Raw genomic sequence first — 15,170 nt, 5'->3', positions numbered from 1 at the left:
AGCGCTACACGCGGCCGAGGTTGCGTTCGTTGTTGTGGGCGCGTGCGGGGCGCAGCCCTGCGGCCTCTAGTGCCTGCCGGTAGGCGGTGGTGGCGCCCTTGCCGTCACCCGCCACCTCGAACAGCTCGCCCAGCTCCCGGAGCAACTGCGCGACCGGCCGTCCTGGAGGAAGCCGGTCAAGGTCGCCTACGGCGGAACGCAGGACGACCAGCGCCGCCGTCTGATCCTGCTGTGCGAGGCGCGCGCGCGCGAGAACAGCACGGGCGTGGGTGGTCTTGCGGATGTGCGCGGCCAGATCGCCCACCGTCGTGGTGCTCACCCGGTGGGGGTCGTCGGACGGCGGCGCGGCGAGTGCCCTGCCGGTGTCGAGGAACTCCTCCAGCAGCGCGATCGCCTGCTCGGGGTGGCCCACCAGTACCAAGGCGCGCGCACGTTCGATGGTGCTCTCGGTGCCCTCGGCCCCTTCCAGGGCGACGGTGCCTTGCAACAGCTCCATGGCCTCTTCGGCCGCGGCCACGCCGGCGGTCTCGTTCTGCGGGCGTCCGGGAACCGCGGGGGTCTCCGTGCCCTCCTTGGAGAACGGCGCGACGCCGCGCAGCAGTGCCTTGGCGCCGGCCAGGTTGAGCCTGGCCTGGGCAAGCGTGGGGGTGACGCCGCCATGCGCCGTCAGCGCCTGGTCGGCGAAGTAGAGGGCGTCGCCGACCGAACCCTCGTCCAGGGCCTTCGCGCTGGCCTTCTGGTAGCACCTGGCCGGGTCCGCGGGCTCATCCCCATCGCGGGTGGCCGCCAGCATGCTCCGCCCCAGGGCGTGCGCCCGGACGGGATCGGAGCGGTCCACATAGGCCAGCAGCAGGATCCGGCCCACCTCGGTGTACTCGTGCCCGACCCGCAGGCCCAGATGGCGCAGCCGCGCCAGCGCGCGTTCGCCGAGCGCCACCGCCTGGCCGAGGTCGCCGACCGCGTGGTAGCAGCGGGCCAGCGCGATCACCGGCGGCAGCCAGCTCGCCCGTCCCGGGTCGCGCTCGGCCTGCTCGCGCAGCTCCTCGAACAGCGCGATGGCCTCGTCGGTACGGCCGAGCTCCTCCAGCGCGCGAGCGCGGCCCCAGCGGGCCCTGGACGTGAGGTCGGGATCGTCGCTGCGCGCGAGCACGTCGTCGAAGCCGCTCTCCGCCGTCACGGGGTCGCCGGCCAGCAGGGCCAGGTGCGCGTGCCGCTCCCGGACCTCCAGATGGGCGCGCTGCTCCGGCTCGACACCCTCGGCGAGGTACTCCGGTGTGCAGCCGAGCCGTTCGGCCAGCATCCGCAGAACGGTCGGCGTGGGGGTGCGCTTTCCGGACTCGATCAACGAGATATAGCTGTCGGAGAGGTCGTGACCGGCGAGCTGTGCCTGCGAGAGGCGTCTGGTCAGCCGCAGGTTGCGGACACGTTCGCCGACATTGCCTGGACCCGGCATGTGGACTCACTTAGCGGAAGTAAACAGGCGGCTGGGGTGCCGACATGATTGCACATTGTGGGTTAACGCACATCGTGTGCAATGCAGCGACACGACATCGGATCACCTGGACGGGTCCGGCCTCAGCCCTTCGCCAGTGCCCGCGACCGGGGGGCGTCGGGCCACGCCGGGTCGGGGATCAGCCGCACTCTCAGGGAATCCTCCCTTACCGTAGCCGCTCGGATGTCGTTCGGACGGCGATGCCCCTAATTCGGGGCTCTCAGGCCCGAAAATCCCGTACAAAGCAGCCAAATCGCCCAGAGAAGTCGGCCGGTTCGCCCGAGTGGACCGGTACTGAGTGGACCGGTACCGCGTGCACTGGTACCGAGTGGACCGGGTCAGTCCTCGGTCGGGTTCTTGTTCGGGAAGATCATCTCGCAGACCTCGAGATAGAGCTGCTCCGGGTACGGCAGGTAGTCCACCTTGTTGAGCGCCTGGTCCTGGCCCGCGGACTCCAGCACGAACTCCCCGTACCCGAGCATCCGGCCCGTGATCGTACGGCGGAAGCTCATGTCGGTGACCTTGGCCAGCGGCATCATCGCCACCTTCCGGGTGATCAGCCCGGTGGTCAGCAGCATCCGCTGGTTGGTGATCACGAAGTAGTCGACCGACCACTCGGCGACCTGCCAGACGAACCACGCCAGCAGGATCAGCCAGCCCCACCAGATCCAGGCGGTCACCTGCGCGACCGTGTTGCTCAGCACGCCCGCGATGATCAGCCCGGCCAGCACCAGGCCGACCGGCAGCATCAGCACGGCGGGATGCCGCCGCACCGTGATCACCTGGGTCTCGTGCGGGAGCAGGTACTTGTTGACCGAAGCCGGGGCGGAGTCGCCGGGCGTCACCAGCCGCATGGACGCCCTCTCACGTGAGCTCTGTGACGAAGGTGGCGAAGGAGCCCGCCGCCGAGGCGATGCCCACGGCCGCGTTCTGGACCGAACGAGCCGCCCCGTCCGGCTGCTTGATCACGTAGAACGCCACGAAGGCCACCGCAGCCCACGTGAAGTACTTCTTGGCGGGCAAGGCTGCCTCCCGGAGATGACCCACAGACCCCGGCTCAGTCTCCCACAGCCCCGATGTGCCGCAAAGTAAGGACTATGGCGCGTTCCCCAGCGACGGGCGTGTCCCCTGCCGCCGCCGTTCCGCCGCCACGATCGCCAGCACCTGCAGGTGCTTGCGCGCGATCCGTTCGACCAGATCCGGGGTCGCGGCCCCGGTGACCTCCTCCGCCCCGTGCCGAGCCGCCGCGACGCAGCGCGCCACCGTCTCGGCGGGGTGGACGCCGGCGAACTCCTTGGTGAGGCGGTCGCCGACCTCCTCGTACCCGGGCGGTCCACTGTCCCCTTGATGAGCCATAACGCTTCCTCGAGCCTCGCTCGCCGCACCGGTCCCGAACGGTCCCCTGTATGCCGGGGCGGCGGAGGGAACGATCAATGACGTTCCGTGGCTGCTTATTACCCAGGGTGACCTATGCGCGAACATCGCGCGATCTGGGTTCCCTAGGAGACCTGTGGCGCGCGCGCACGAGAAGTCACGCCCATGCCCGAATGAGCGTGACCTGGGCATGGGCGCGACGGGATGTGAGGCGAGACGTGGGCCTGAGCGGGGCGTTGGGCTTGAGGCGTGGGGTGGGGTGGGGCTGAGCGGGGCCGTGGAGGCCGGGTGGGTCAGACCACGCCGTAGAGGCGGTCTCCCGCGTCGCCGAGCCCGGGCACGATGTAGCCCTGCTCGTTCAGGTGCGAGTCGACCGCGGCCGTGACGACCCGGATCGGCACCCGGGTCCCTTCGAACGCCTGCTCCATGTACTTCAGCCCCTCCGGGGCGGCGAGCAGGCAGATCGCCGTGACATGGTCGGCGCCCCGGTCGAGCAGCAGCTGGATCGCGGCGGCCAGCGTCCCGCCGGTCGCCAGCATCGGGTCCAGGACGTAGCACTGGCGGCCGGAGAGGTCCTCGGGCAGCCGGGTCGCGTACGTCTGGGCCTGCAGCGTGCCCTCGTCCCGGATCATGCCGAGGAAGCCCACCTCGGCGGTGGGCAGCAGCCGGGTCATCCCGTCCAGCATGCCCAGGCCGGCGCGCAGGATCGGCACGACGAGCGGCTTGGGGCTGGCGAGCTGCACGCCCTGCGCGGGCACCAGCGGCGTCTCTACGGTGGCCTCGGCGACCCGGACGTCACGGGTGGCCTCGTAGGCCAGCAGCGTGACGAGCTCGTCGGCCAGGCGGCGGAACGTGGGGGAGTCGGTGGTGACGTCCCGCAGCGTGGTCAGCTTGTGCGCGACGAGCGGATGGTCGACGGCGTGGGTCTGCATGCGCTCACCGTACCCGCGCCTGGCCGTCCGGTCCCACGGCGGCGGCCCGGTCCTGCGGCGGCTGCCGGGGGATGGCGTCCGGTAGCGTCGGAAGACGTCCGGTGGCGTCGGGTGGCCCCGGATGTTCCGCGCCGACCTGGGATGGTTTCCTGGTACGTCCAGGACCGGGGACCCAGAAGGATAGGAGCCCGCTGAGCGGGGCACGATGCCGATATGACCCGTGATCGCGACCAGCAGCCGAAACGCTACGCGTCGGCCGATGACGCCTTCCTGGAGGTCACCGTCGCCCGTGCGAAGGCCAGGCGGACCCGCGGGCGCGCCCGTACCGAAGCGGCCGGCTCCGAGGCGGAGCAGGAGGCGGACGCGGACGCGGCCGGATCCGAGGTGTCCGAGTCCGGAGCGGCCCGCAGGTCCGGCGCGACCGGACATGAGGCCGGGACGGGCGAGGCCGGAACGGATGAGGGCGGAACGGGCGAGGCCAGGAGAGGCGAGGGCCGGGCCGGCGAGGCCGGAGCCGAAGGCCGCGAGCCGCGCCCGGACGACCAGGAATCGCCGGCTTCCACCTCCCCGGACATCTCCTCCGAGGAGGTCCGCGACCATCTGCGCCGCCGCGCCATCTTCCTGCGCGAACTCGCCGAGGCCCGCGAGCTTCGGGAGCGCGTGACACCGCACCGTGCGCGACGGGCCCGGATCCACGCCGCGCTGCGCCGCCGTACGTTCCGGCTGCATTGAAGCCCCGGCGGAGGGATGCGAGTAGATTCGTCCGGGGCGCCGGCGGGCGGCGCTGTCTGCTCGCCTCACATCCGGTCAAGGGACCGAGTTTGGGCGTGGGGGGCACGAGAGCGCGCCGCATCTGGGAGCATGCCCAGGCAGCAACGGCGCCGGTGGGGTGGAAATGACGGATGTGGACGCGACGGACTTCGCCGTCGTGGTGTACCGGGAGGACGAGCGCTGGGAGGCGGAAGTCCTCCCCGTAGCGCTGACCGAGGACCTCTCGGGGCTGATCCATGCGCTGCGGCAGCAGCCCAGCCTGGCCGGGACGATCGGGCTGGTGTCGGTTGGCGACGACTTCTTCGTGGCGATCCGGTTGCTCGCCGACGAGGTGATGGTCTTCCTCTCCGATGTCACGGCCTCGGTCGACTGGCCGCTGGCCGGGCAGGTGCTGGAGCATCTGGACATCCCGATCCCGGAGGACGAGGAACTCGACCAGGTGCTGCCGGTCGGCGATATGTCGATCTTCGCCGATCTGGGCCTGGACGAGATGGAGCTGGGCGCGATCTCCGGCGATCTGGAGCTCTATCCGGACGAGATGCTGCTGAGCGTCGCCGGCCGGATCGGCTTCGCCACCGCCTTCGAGCGGGCCCTGGACGCCATCGCCTGACTCCCGTACCGCACCGCTCCGCGACCGGCGACAGGTGAGAATCACCCTTCGTACACGATCCGGCGCGCCCTAAGGGTGTGACCGGCGCAATCCCGTGGGTCACAATGAGCGGGTGTCCTTCTTCGCCGCCGTTTTCGCGCAGACCCAGCAGGGCTGGGTGGGGACCGAGGCCGTGCTGGCCGAGGTCGAGGGAATCGACGACGTCGCCGATCTGATGCGCGAGGCCGCCGTGGAGTCCTACGGCGACCCCGTCCTGCTGCTGATCGAGGAGGACGACGACTGGTTCGCCGTGCTCCGCCTGGACGGGGAGAGCGAGCCGCAGGCGTTCGTCTCCACCATCCGCGAGGACGGGATGAGCAGCCTGTTCCACCAGCTCGTGGGGGAGATCCCCGACGGTGACGCCGGCGGCGACCCGGCACTGCTTGAGGATCTCGGTGTCGCCGGCGAGCGGCTCAGCGAGCTGGGCGACCGCGCGCTGCCCGGGGACGCGCTGCTGACGGTCGCCGAGCTGGCCGGCTTCGGCGAGGAGTTCGACCGTCTCCGTGATTGACGAACACGTGATCGACGAACCGGAGTTCGAGGCGCCGATGCGGCTCGCGCTGGACGAGGCCCGGCTGGCCGGCGAGGCCGGGGACGTACCCGTCGGCGCCGTCGTCCTGGACGCCTCAGGCGAGGTCATCGGCAGGGGGCACAACGACCGCCAACGTACGGCCGACCCCACCGGGCACGCCGAGATCGTCGCGATGCGCGCCGCCGCCTCCTTCGTGGGTGAATGGCGGTTGAGCGGCTGCACGCTGGTCGTGACTCTGGAGCCGTGCACGATGTGCGCGGGTGCGTCCGTACAGGCCCGCGTGGACCGGATCGTGTACGGGGCGATCGATCTCAAGGCCGGTGCCGTGGGCTCTCTTTGGGACGTCGTACGGGATCGGCGCCTCAACCACCGTCCCGAGGTCTTCGCCGAGGTGCTCGCCGACGAGTGCGGTGCACTGCTGACCGAGTTCTTCGCGCGCCGCAGAGTCGGGTAGGCTCTCCCGCGGTGGTGTCGCCTAGTGGACGAGGGCGCACGCCTCGAAAGCGTGTGAAGGGCAACCTTCCGTGGGTTCGAATCCCACCACCACCGCCGAGCAAGAACGAAGCCCCCTGGACGACTCCAGGGGGCTTTTTCGTCGGTGCCCCTTGGAGGCGCCACGTTGGGAGTGGTCTAACCCATCGTCACCAGGGCCACACCGGCGACCGCCACGGCCAGCCCGAGCCGTTGTACGGCGCGGAGCCGTTCGCTGTAGGCGATCCGAGCCAGCAGGACAGTGATGGCCGGGTACAGCGACGTCAGGACCGCGGCGAGGCTGAGCATGCCCTGCTGGGCGGCGACGAAGTACAGCCCGTTCGCGGAGGCGTCCAGCGCTCCCGACAGCAGCGCTAGGCCGATCAGCACCCGTCCCGAGATGGGCGGGCCGGGGATCGCGCCGCGCATCCGGATCACGACGAGCAGCGCCGCGCCGATCACGACGAGGTTGCCGGTACGGGCCGCGACCAGCGGCCAGAGCCCGCCCTGGTCACCGGCGGTCTCCAGCAGGGTGAAGAAGATCCCGAAGCAGACCCCGGAGATCCCGGCCATCAGCGGCCCGCTGTCGAACCACCGTCCCGGTCCCCTGGCCTCGCCGTCCCCGGCCTCGGCGTCCTTCTCCATGCTGACCAGGCCGATCGCGGCGAGGCACAGGAGGACTCCGGCCAGCACGGTGGCGTCCAGGCGTTCACCGCGGAACAGGCCGACGCCGACCGGCAGGACGGCGGAGGCCAGCGCGGAGACCGGCGCGACGACGCTCATCGGCCCGCGGGCCAGCGCCCGGTAGAACGTGATCAGCCCGATCCCGCCCGCCAGTCCCGCGCCGAAGCCCCAGGCCAGGGACGGCCAGGTGGGCCGGCCGCCGATCAGCAGCGCGGCGATCAGGACCACCACGAACCCCACCGGAACGCACCAGGCCAGCGCCCTGAGCGCGCTCGACTTCCGCGCGACCGCGCCGCCGAGGAAGTCCGCGACGCCGTAGGCGAGGGCCGCCCCCAGCGCCAGTACGGTCACCATTACACGCCGCCGATGACGCGGCTTTCGATCCGCACGTCCGGGCTGAACGCGCGCAGTCGCGCGGCCAGATCGTCCCCCGCCTCCTGGAGCCGCTCCAGGGGGTACGGCTCAAGGCGTTCGAGGAGGAAGAGCGCGTTCCTGGTCGATTCGGTGATGCGCGTACGGACGCACTGCCGCCAGTTCCACCGTCGGCAGGTCACTCCCGCGTCGTCCCGCCAGACCACTTCGCCCACCAGGGGGTGCTCCACGGCGGGCTCACCGCCCGCGACGGTGTCGAACGGCTCGTCCCCTGTGGCCCGTACGAGCCGGGCGGCACCCACGTAGGCGTCGAGGTCCTCGCCGCCTACCGGGAGCACGTACTCGACGCTGATGGCGTTGTAGGCGTCCACCACCTTGTTGATGGCGGGCAGGGAGTCCGCCCTACGCAGGAGGGCGTCCACGGAGGAGCGGGTCCGTTGCGGCTTGGCGCCAAAGGAACGGTAGGCCTCGCGCCAGGCCTCCACGTGGGCGTCTTCCGCCGCCGCCTTGACCGACCAGTCGGCCACGTCGCTCGGCCCGTTGACCAGGCCTTCAGCGGTCATGGCGAGTACGACGGCATCCGGCCGCAACTCGCGTACGGCCTCGTCGATGACGATCCGCTCCAGCATCGTTCTCCTCCAGGTCGACTCCGTGCCGGTCATTTTAATGAACTCTATATATCATCCTAACGACCGCACCCTAAGGTTGAGCACGTGAGCGATCAAGACGCCATCGGCGAGGCCGTGGCCAGGACCGTACGGGCGCTGCGGGCCGGACACGGCTGGAGCCTGGACGAACTCGCCGGCCGCGCCGGGGTCAGCAAGGGCGTGCTCGTCGGGCTCGAGCAGGGGCGCGGCAATCCCAATCTGGGTACGCTCATTCGCATCTCGGACGCGCTGGGCGTACCGCTGACCCGGCTCGTCCAGGTCGAGGAGCACCCACCCGTACGGGTGTTCCCGCCGGAACGGCACGTCGTCCTCTGGGAAGGCCCCGCAGGCGGCACCGGCACGCTCCTGGGCGGCAGCGATCCCCGGCCGTCCCTGGAGCTGTGGCGCTGGGAACTGCGTCCCGGGGAGATCAGGGACAGCGACGCCCACGTACCCGGGACCAAGGAGATCGTGTACGTGCAGGAAGGAGTCCTCACCCTGACCGTGGACGGCCGCAGCGACGTGATCAGGCCCGGCACCGCGGCGGTGTTCGTCGGTGACCGCCCCCACTCGTACGGCAACACGGGAGAGAACGATCTACGGTTCGTCCTCGCCGTCATGGACCTGTGACCCCTGGAACGGGCCAACGACGTGGATGCGTTAAGAGAGTGTGCGACCCCGACCTGAGAGGCCCCCAGCGGTGAACCGACAAGAGATCTCGGGCCGCGCCCGGGTCACGGGCGCCGTGATGGCCCTGCGCTCCGACACCGGCTGGCAGATCGTCTCCCCCACCGTCGCGCAGGCCCCGCACCTGCTCGCCGGAGTGGCCGTCGCGTCCCCCACCGAGGTCTGGGTCACCGGCCATGTCGAGCAGCACCCCCTGATCGCCCGCTGGGACGGCACGACCTGGACCAACGCGCCCGCGCCCCCGCCCGACCCGTCCCACATCGGCGCCGGCTTCCAGGGCATCGCCGCCGCCCCCGGCCGGGCCATCGCCGTGGGCGGCGCCTACGACCGCGTGGCCGGCACCGAGGTCCCGCTGATCCAGCACTGGAACGGCACCTCCTGGGAACGGGCCGACCCCGACACCGACGGCTACGTCCTGACCGACGTCACGTTCATCGGCGAAGAAGCCTGGGCCGTCGGCCACGGCCTCCCCTGGGGCGGCCCCTCAGGCCCCGTGGCCCTGCACTGGTCGGCGAACACCTGGCGACCCGCCTCCCTGCCCTCGATCACCAAGGGCAAGCTCCTCGCCGTCTCCGGCACCGCCCCCGACGACCTCTGGGCCGTAGGCGCCGCCGACCGCGCCGGGCTGATCATGCACTACGACGGCCACACCTGGACGCGCGTCCCCAGCCCCACCACACGCTTCCCCCTCAGCGACGTCGTCGCCCTTTCCCCTTCCGAAGCCTGGGCCGTAGGCCGCGACCGCGTCCTGCACTGGAACGGCCGCAAGTGGAGCAACACCAAGACTCCCGTGACCGCCGCCAACACCATCACCGCCCGCACCCCCGACGACCTATGGGTCGCGGGCGGCGGCGGCGAACTGGCCCACTACGACGGCCAACGCTGGACCCTCACCACGTCCCCCCAGCCCCCAGGCGAAACAGCCGTCTGGCTAGCCTCCGCCGCCCAAGACGGCGGAATCTGGATAGTCGGGAGTATTGATGGCTTTTCGCGAGCCGCGCTCCTCGCCTAGCGGCTCGTCGCTTGTCGCGAACGCAGTGGGTAAGGGTGGTCAGATTCGGACGGGCATGGCGAGGTAGCGGAAGCCGGTGTTCTCGCCCGTGTCGGACGCGGGGTCGGCGTCGTCGGCGTTCTTGTCGGGGACGGCGGTGAGGAGGGCGGCCTTGGTGGGGCCGGTGCATTCGAGGCGGGCGAACTCGGTGTCGACGCCGGCCAGGCCGTCCAGGAGGTACTGGGGGCTGAAGGCGATGTCGATCTCCTCGCCGGCCAGGAGGGCGGGCAGGCTCTCGTTGGCGCGGGCGGCATCGCCTGAGGCGGCTCGGACGCGGACCTCGCCCGGGGTGAAGGCCAGGCGGACGGGGGTGTTGCGTTCGGTGACGAGGGCGACGCGCTTGATCGCCTCGACGAACGGGGCGACGCGGACGCGGGCGGTGGTCGTCCAGGTGCCGGTGAGGCGGGACCGGTAGTCGATGAACTGGTCGTCCAGGAGCCGGGTCGTCATGCTGCGGCCGCCGCCGGAGACGCCGATCAGGGCGTCGCCGGTGCCGGTGAGGTCGAGGGCCACCTCGGCGCCGGGGCGGATCGCCTTGGCGGTGTCGGCGAGAGTACGGGCGGGGACCACGATGCCGGCGGTGAATTCGGGGTCGGCGGGCGTCCAGGAGAGCTCGCGGGCGGCGATGCGGTAGCGGTCGGTGCAGGCCATCCGCATCGTGGTGCCCTCGAAGTCGATCCGGACGCCGGTCAGCATCGGGAGGGTGTCGTCGCGGCCGGCGGCGGGGGTGACCTGGGCGACGGCGGCGGCGAAGACGTCGCCGGGGATGGTGCCGGCGCGTCCTGGCGGTACGGGGAGGGCAGGGTAGTCCTCCACGGGCAGGGGCAGCAGGCCGAACTCGGCGCTGCCGCAGGTGACGACGACCTCGCTGCCCTTGACCGCGATGTCGACCGGGTGCGGCGGGAGGTTGCGGACGATCTCGGCCAGCAGCCGGCCGGGGACCAGGACCCGGCCGGGCTCGGTGATGGTGACGTCCTCACCCGAGAGCTTGGCCTGCGCGGATACCTCGTAGTCGAAACCGGCGAGGGAGAGCTCGCCGTCGGCGGCCTCGATGAGCATGCCCGCCAGGACGGGGAGGGCGGGGCGCGACGGCAGCGTACGCGCCGCCCATGCGACCGCGTCCGCCAGTGCCTGCCGATCGACCCGGAACTCCATCGTGCCCCCTCCGTACCGCGAGATTGTGCAGCAGAACGTTAGCCGCCCGGGCTGACATTACGCGCTGTCAGAAGAGAGATGCCCCTTTCGTCCGGCGTTCGAAGTCGAGCAGGTGGCGCTTGCGGTCGAGGCCGCCGCCGTAGCCGGTGAGGCCGCCGGTGGAGCCCACGACGCGGTGGCAGGGGACGATGATGCTGATCGGGTTGCGGCCGTTGGCCAGTCCGACGGCGCGGGAGGCGTTCGGATTGCCGAGGTCCTGGGCGATCTCGCCGTACGAGGTGGTCTCGCCGTACGGGATCTCCTGGAGGGCAGCCCATACGCGCTGCTGGAACGAGGTGCCCTGCATGGCCAGGGGAAGGCTGAAGGTGGTGAGCTCTCCGGAGAAGTAGGCCTGGAGCTGTTCGGCGATGGGGGTGAACGGGGCGTCGTCGTCGGCGGGTGGGCCGAAGGTCTCTTCCGGTGGGCGGTGCCGTTGCATGTTCATGTAGAGGCCGGAGAGGGCGCCGTCGGTCAGCACCGCTGTGAGGGGACCGACCGGGCTCTCCAGGACGGTGTGCGTACGGGTCATGCTCTTCCTCCGGGGAGATGGTTGATGGCGTGGTCGCCGGTGGCCCACAGGTACTGAACGGCGTAGGCCCGCCAAGGGCGCCAGGCTGCGGCACGGTTGGTCAGCGCAACGGGTGTCGTGGGGAGGTCCAGGTCCCTTGCGGCTGCGCGGATTCCGAGGTCGGTCGGGGTGAACGCGTCAGGGTCGCCTAGGGCGCGCATGGCGATCAGCTCGATGGTCCAGGGGCCGAATCCGGGGAGGGCCGAGAGCTTGTTTTTGGCCTCGTCCCAGTCGCTTCCGGGGCCGAGGTCGACTTCCCCTTGGGCGAGGGCGGCGACCAGTGTGGTCAGGGTCGTACGGCGGGCCTGGGGGAAAGCGAGTCGTAGTGGGTCCAGTTCTGCGAGGGCCGTGGGGTCTGGGAAGAGATGGGTGAGTCCGCCTGCGGGGTCGGTTACTTGTTCTCCGTGCGCTGTTACCAGGCGCGCTGCATGTGTACGGGCCGCTGCGGTCGAGACCTGCTGGCCGAGCACTGCTCGTACGGCGAACTCGTCCGGATCGGTTGTACGGGGTACGCGGCGTCCCGGTGCCTTGTCCACCAAGGGCGCGAGGACGGGATCCGTACGCAGGAGGTCGTCCACTGCGATCGGGTCCGCGTCGAGGTCCAGGAGGCGGCGGCATCGGCTGATCGCGATGGTGAGGTCGCGCAGGTCGGTGAGGGACAGCGAGCATGCGACATGGTCCGGTTGCGGTGTCAGTGCGACGATGGCGTGCCCGTGGGGGAGGCGGAGGGTTCTCCTGTACGCGCCGTCTCGCCATTCCTCCACGCCGGGGACGGCGGTGGCCACCAGGTGCCCGAACAGGTTGTCCGGGCACAGGGGAGCGCGGAACGGCAGCCGCAGGGACAACGTTCCGGAACCCCCGGAGGGATGTCCCTTCGCTACGCGGTCCCTGAGTTGGGTGGGAGTGAGCGCGAAAACCTCGCGGACGGTGTCGTTGAACGCCCGGATGCTCGCGAAGCCCGCCGCGAAGGTGATGTCGCTCATGGGCAGGGCGGTGGTCTCGATGAGCAGGCGGGCCGTTTGCGCGCGCTGGGCTCGTGCCAGGGCGAGTGGCCCTGCCCCTAGTTCGTCGCGCAGTTGCCGTTCGATCTGCCGGGTGCTGTAGCCGAGGCGGTCCGCTAGGCCTGGCACGCCCTCACGGTCGACCAGCCCGTCCGCAATCAGCCGCATGGCACGAGCCACCACGTCCGCGCGGTGGTTCCACTCAGGGGAGCCGGGGCTGGCGTCGGGGCGGCAGCGTTTGCAGGCCCGGAATCCCGCCTGCTGGGCGGCGGCTGCACTCGGGTAGAACCGCATGTTCTCCGGCTTGGGCGGCACCACTGGGCAGCTAGGGCGGCAGTAGATGCCGGTGGTCACGACGCCCGTGTAGAACCAGCCGTCGAAGCGCGCGTCCTTCGACTGGACCGCTCGTACGCATCGTTCCACGTCCTCGTGCATGCCTCCACCATCGCCGATGGCCACCGCACTTCACTAGCGGAAATCCGACATGAACCCCGGCCCATATCCCGGACGCACACCACAGCCTCGCGCGCTTCACCTGGGAGCTGGGCCCAGTGAGCGGCGAGGCTGTGGTGATCGTTCAGAGCTGGCGTAGGGCGCCGCCGTCAACGGCCCATTCGGCCCCGGTGACCTGTACGGCCAGCGGGGACAGCAGGTACGCGATGACCCGGGCGACGTCGTCCGGCGTGCCCAGCCGGCCCGTCGGAAGGCGTCGCTCGTCCCGTACGAAGCGTTCGATGGCTTCTTCCACTGGGAGCCCGTACTGCGCCGCCAGCTGTTCGGCGAATCCCCCTGGGGCGTCCCACAGGCGCGTACGGGTCGGCCCAGGGGAAATGACGTTGGAGCGGATCCCGCAAGCACCGAACTCCCCCGCCAGGGTTTTGGAGACCGACAGCAGTGCGGTCTTGGAGGCCGCGTAGTCGACCAGAGGTGTGTCCGGGAAGCGCGCCGCCTCACTGGAGACGTGGACGATACTGCCCGCTCCCTGGTCGATGAGGGCGGGCAGGGCCGCACGCGCCATCCGTACCGCCGCGTGGAAGTTCAGCTCGAACGTGGCGTGCCACTGCTCGTCGGTCACATCGAGGAAGCCGATGCGCGACTCCAAGGCTCCCGCGTTGTTGACGAGCCCGTCCAGGCGGCCGTGGCGTTCCAGCGCGATGTCGACGACATGCCGGGCCGCGGCCGGGTCGCGCAGGTCCGCGGCGACGTCTCCGCCGCGCGCGACCCCGACCACGTGCGCGCCCTCTTCGTTCAGGATCCGAACCGTCGCCTCGCCGATGCCGGCCGATGCGCCGGTGACGATGAAGACCTTGCCGTTCAGTTCGAGGTCCATGTCACTTCCTCCTGAGAAACGTGCCGACGACGATGGCGCCGAGCACGACGAGTCCCGCGTTCACCAGGGTCGCGGTGTGGATGCCCGCCAGGACATCGCCGCGCGCCGTGGCGACCGCGCTCATGATCGGGATGCCGAGAGTGATCGCGACCTGCTGCGTCATGGTGGCCAGGCCGGTCGCCAGGCCCTGCTCCCCGTCCGGCAGGCCGGACGTAGCGATCCCCATGAACGCCACGATCGCCACCAGGTTTCCGAAACCACCCACGGCCGTCGCGACCAGGAGCAATCCCAGCGAAGCCCGCGTCTCACCCAGTCCCAGGAGAGCCAGCGTCGCGGCGGCCTGGAGCAGCAGCCCTGACACCAGCGTCCACCGGCCGCCCATCCGCGCGAGGATCCGGGGAGCGGCGACACCGCCCGCGACGGTGCCCACGCCCAGCACTCCGAGCGCCAGCCCGGTGATCAACGGCGAGTATCCGAGCACCTGCTGCAGGTAGAGGGTCATCAGGAAGACCAGCGAGGTCTCGGTCGCGAACGCGACGAACCCGCCGACGTTCCCCCAGGTCACCGTGCGCTTGGTCAGCACGCGCGGCGGTGCCAGCGGAGCATTCGCCCGCCGCTCGACGATCCAGAACGCGATCAGCAGCACGGCCGCGGCCGCCAGCGCGGCCGGGCTACCACCGGTGATCCCGTACACCAGGAACAGCAGGCCGCCGGTGACCGTCACCGCGCCCGGAACGTCCAGCCTCGCCCGTTCCGCCGCCCGGCTCTCCTTGATCACCATGGGTGTCAGGACCAGGATGACGAGCGCCACCGGAACGTTCACCAGGAACGCCCAGCGCCAGCTCAGCAGGTCGGTCAGCACCCCGCCGAGCACCGCGCCCACTGTGAACCCGGCCGACATCAGCGCCCCGCTGAGCCCGAGCGCCCGGGACCGCAGGTGCCCTTCCCTGAACGACGTCGTCAGCAGCGACAGCGCCGCCGGAGTGGCGATCGCCGTCGCCAGCCCTTGCAGGACCCGCCCGGTCAGCAGCACCGCAGGAGACGTGGCCAGGCCGCCCACGAGCGATCCCACGGCGAGTAGCGCCATGCCCGTCAGCAGCATCCGGCGCCGCCCGGCCAGGTCTGCGATCCGCCCGAACAGCAGGGTGAACCCGGCGGCCGGCAACGCGAACGCCGTCGCGATCCACTGCAGCCCGCCCAGGCCGAAGCCCAGTCCCTCACCGACGACGGGCAACGCCACGTTCAGGATGGAGAAATCGATGGCGAGCATGAACTGCGCGCCCAGCAGAAGGGTCAGGATCAGTTTCTGCCGCGAATCCATCCGCGCCCTCTGGGGCACGGCCGCGGTCGTCATTGTGGTCATGCCGTTCACCCTCACGTGAACGGCTCAGCCCACCCAGCCCCCCGGTTTTCGT

General features: G+C 70.7%; 18 protein-coding genes and 1 tRNA gene. 7 read left to right on the top strand and 12 right to left on the bottom strand.

All coding sequences use genetic code 11. The annotated features are described in order from the left end of the window. Positions 1-4: 4 nt before the first annotated feature. The 5 genes from ACH34Q_RS28075 to upp form a co-directional block, all read right to left on the bottom strand. The gene (locus ACH34Q_RS28075) at positions 5-1,453 is read right to left on the bottom strand and encodes a helix-turn-helix domain-containing protein (protein ID WP_395986073.1); all 1,449 of its coding nucleotides are present in this window, start codon (positions 1,451-1,453) and stop codon (positions 5-7) included. A 377-nt stretch (positions 1,454-1,830) separates the two neighbouring features. Further along, a complete protein-coding gene (locus ACH34Q_RS28070; RefSeq protein WP_395986072.1) occupies positions 1,831-2,346 on the bottom strand; it encodes a PH domain-containing protein in 516 nt (171 codons plus the stop codon). Positions 2,347-2,356: 10 nt separating this feature from the next. Further along, complete coding sequence (locus tag ACH34Q_RS28065; RefSeq protein WP_395986071.1) at positions 2,357-2,515, bottom strand: hypothetical protein; 159 nt, start codon at positions 2,513-2,515, stop codon at positions 2,357-2,359. Between the two features lie 72 nt (positions 2,516-2,587). Beyond that, on the bottom strand, positions 2,588-2,848 hold the full coding sequence (locus ACH34Q_RS28060) for a three-helix bundle dimerization domain-containing protein (RefSeq protein WP_395986070.1): 261 nt from the start codon (positions 2,846-2,848) through the stop codon (positions 2,588-2,590). 311 nt (positions 2,849-3,159) lie between these two features. Beyond that, on the bottom strand, positions 3,160-3,798 hold the full coding sequence (gene upp, locus ACH34Q_RS28055; protein WP_395986069.1) for a uracil phosphoribosyltransferase: 639 nt from the start codon (positions 3,796-3,798) through the stop codon (positions 3,160-3,162). Positions 3,799-4,011: 213 nt separating this feature from the next. Between upp and ACH34Q_RS28050 the strand changes: the two genes are divergently transcribed. From ACH34Q_RS28050 to ACH34Q_RS28030, 5 genes are all read left to right on the top strand, one after another. Next, on the top strand, positions 4,012-4,530 hold the full coding sequence (locus ACH34Q_RS28050; protein ID WP_395986068.1) for a hypothetical protein: 519 nt from the start codon (positions 4,012-4,014) through the stop codon (positions 4,528-4,530). Positions 4,531-4,693: 163 nt separating this feature from the next. Then, a complete protein-coding gene (locus tag ACH34Q_RS28045; RefSeq protein ID WP_395986067.1) occupies positions 4,694-5,179 on the top strand; it encodes a tRNA adenosine deaminase-associated protein in 486 nt (161 codons plus the stop codon). 112 nt (positions 5,180-5,291) lie between these two features. Then, positions 5,292-5,729: a hypothetical protein gene (locus ACH34Q_RS28040; protein WP_395986066.1), complete on the top strand. Its 438-nt coding sequence runs from the start codon at positions 5,292-5,294 to the stop codon at positions 5,727-5,729. Positions 5,730-5,766: 37 nt separating this feature from the next. Continuing rightward, complete coding sequence (tadA, locus tag ACH34Q_RS28035) at positions 5,767-6,204, top strand: tRNA adenosine(34) deaminase TadA (protein WP_395986198.1); 438 nt, start codon at positions 5,767-5,769, stop codon at positions 6,202-6,204. A 10-nt stretch (positions 6,205-6,214) separates the two neighbouring features. Next, positions 6,215-6,299 (top strand) — tRNA-Ser (locus tag ACH34Q_RS28030). Positions 6,300-6,380: 81 nt separating this feature from the next. On the opposite strand, the gene ACH34Q_RS28025 is transcribed toward ACH34Q_RS28030, so the two are convergent. Both ACH34Q_RS28025 and ACH34Q_RS28020 read right to left on the bottom strand, forming a co-directional pair. Next, positions 6,381-7,259 (bottom strand): EamA family transporter, encoded by an 879-nt coding sequence (locus ACH34Q_RS28025; RefSeq protein WP_395986065.1) that lies wholly within the window; start codon positions 7,257-7,259, stop codon positions 6,381-6,383. Next, complete coding sequence (locus ACH34Q_RS28020) at positions 7,259-7,939, bottom strand: B3/4 domain-containing protein (protein WP_395986064.1); 681 nt, start codon at positions 7,937-7,939, stop codon at positions 7,259-7,261. Before ACH34Q_RS28020 ends, ACH34Q_RS28025 begins: the two co-directional genes overlap by 1 nt. A gap of 51 nt (positions 7,940-7,990) precedes the next feature. Here ACH34Q_RS28020 and ACH34Q_RS28015 point away from each other — a divergent pair, with 51 nt between their 5' ends. Continuing rightward, entirely contained in the window at positions 7,991-8,554 is a 564-nt protein-coding gene (locus tag ACH34Q_RS28015; RefSeq protein ID WP_395986063.1) for a helix-turn-helix domain-containing protein, read from the top strand. Between the two features lie 70 nt (positions 8,555-8,624). Next, positions 8,625-9,623 (top strand): WD40/YVTN/BNR-like repeat-containing protein, encoded by a 999-nt coding sequence (locus ACH34Q_RS28010; RefSeq protein ID WP_395986062.1) that lies wholly within the window; start codon positions 8,625-8,627, stop codon positions 9,621-9,623. A 39-nt stretch (positions 9,624-9,662) separates the two neighbouring features. Here the strand turns inward: ACH34Q_RS28010 and dnaN are convergent, their stop codons facing one another. The 5 genes from dnaN to ACH34Q_RS27985 all read right to left on the bottom strand — a co-directional run bounded on the left by dnaN (position 9,663) and on the right by ACH34Q_RS27985 (position 15,118). Beyond that, positions 9,663-10,817, bottom strand: coding sequence for a DNA polymerase III subunit beta (gene dnaN / locus ACH34Q_RS28005; protein ID WP_395986061.1), 1,155 nt, complete (start codon positions 10,815-10,817; stop codon positions 9,663-9,665). A gap of 67 nt (positions 10,818-10,884) precedes the next feature. Next, positions 10,885-11,385, bottom strand: a complete 501-nt coding sequence (locus ACH34Q_RS28000; protein WP_395986060.1) for a methylated-DNA--[protein]-cysteine S-methyltransferase — start codon at positions 11,383-11,385, stop codon at positions 10,885-10,887. Next, on the bottom strand, positions 11,382-12,860 hold the full coding sequence (locus tag ACH34Q_RS27995; protein ID WP_395986059.1) for a DNA-3-methyladenine glycosylase 2 family protein: 1,479 nt from the start codon (positions 12,858-12,860) through the stop codon (positions 11,382-11,384). The genes ACH34Q_RS28000 and ACH34Q_RS27995 overlap by 4 nt, the downstream gene beginning before the upstream one ends. A 142-nt stretch (positions 12,861-13,002) precedes the next feature. Beyond that, positions 13,003-13,755 (bottom strand): SDR family NAD(P)-dependent oxidoreductase, encoded by a 753-nt coding sequence (locus tag ACH34Q_RS27990; protein ID WP_395986058.1) that lies wholly within the window; start codon positions 13,753-13,755, stop codon positions 13,003-13,005. Position 13,756: 1 nt separating this feature from the next. Continuing rightward, positions 13,757-15,118, bottom strand: coding sequence for an MFS transporter (locus ACH34Q_RS27985; RefSeq protein ID WP_395986057.1), 1,362 nt, complete (start codon positions 15,116-15,118; stop codon positions 13,757-13,759). Between the last annotated feature and the right edge of the window lie 52 nt (positions 15,119-15,170).

It is taken from the genome of Actinomadura sp. 9N407 (assembly GCF_044326315.1).
Taxonomy (GTDB): Bacteria; Actinomycetota; Actinomycetes; order Streptosporangiales; family Streptosporangiaceae; genus Spirillospora.
This window is presented reverse-complemented; position numbering and strand designations above follow the sequence as displayed.

Excerpts from the sequence above, each read along its gene's own strand:
- ACH34Q_RS28075 (WP_395986073.1), bottom strand. The coding sequence starts at position 1,453 with ATGCCGGGTCCAGGCAATGTCGGCGAACGTGTCCGCAACCTGCGGCTG.
- ACH34Q_RS28070 (WP_395986072.1), bottom strand. The coding sequence starts at position 2,346 with ATGCGGCTGGTGACGCCCGGCGACTCCGCCCCGGCTTCGGTCAACAAG.
- ACH34Q_RS28060 (WP_395986070.1), bottom strand. The coding sequence starts at position 2,848 with ATGGCTCATCAAGGGGACAGTGGACCGCCCGGGTACGAGGAGGTCGGC.
- upp (WP_395986069.1), bottom strand. The coding sequence starts at position 3,798 with ATGCAGACCCACGCCGTCGACCATCCGCTCGTCGCGCACAAGCTGACC.
- ACH34Q_RS28050 (WP_395986068.1), top strand. The coding sequence starts at position 4,012 with ATGACCCGTGATCGCGACCAGCAGCCGAAACGCTACGCGTCGGCCGAT.
- ACH34Q_RS28045 (WP_395986067.1), top strand. The coding sequence starts at position 4,694 with ATGACGGATGTGGACGCGACGGACTTCGCCGTCGTGGTGTACCGGGAG.
- tadA (WP_395986198.1), top strand. The coding sequence starts at position 5,767 with ATGCGGCTCGCGCTGGACGAGGCCCGGCTGGCCGGCGAGGCCGGGGAC.
- ACH34Q_RS28025 (WP_395986065.1), bottom strand. The coding sequence starts at position 7,259 with ATGGTGACCGTACTGGCGCTGGGGGCGGCCCTCGCCTACGGCGTCGCG.
- ACH34Q_RS28020 (WP_395986064.1), bottom strand. The coding sequence starts at position 7,939 with ATGACCGGCACGGAGTCGACCTGGAGGAGAACGATGCTGGAGCGGATC.
- dnaN (WP_395986061.1), bottom strand. The coding sequence starts at position 10,817 with ATGGAGTTCCGGGTCGATCGGCAGGCACTGGCGGACGCGGTCGCATGG.
- ACH34Q_RS28000 (WP_395986060.1), bottom strand. The coding sequence starts at position 11,385 with ATGACCCGTACGCACACCGTCCTGGAGAGCCCGGTCGGTCCCCTCACA.
- ACH34Q_RS27995 (WP_395986059.1), bottom strand. The coding sequence starts at position 12,860 with ATGCACGAGGACGTGGAACGATGCGTACGAGCGGTCCAGTCGAAGGAC.
- ACH34Q_RS27990 (WP_395986058.1), bottom strand. The coding sequence starts at position 13,755 with ATGGACCTCGAACTGAACGGCAAGGTCTTCATCGTCACCGGCGCATCG.
- ACH34Q_RS27985 (WP_395986057.1), bottom strand. The coding sequence starts at position 15,118 with ATGACCACAATGACGACCGCGGCCGTGCCCCAGAGGGCGCGGATGGAT.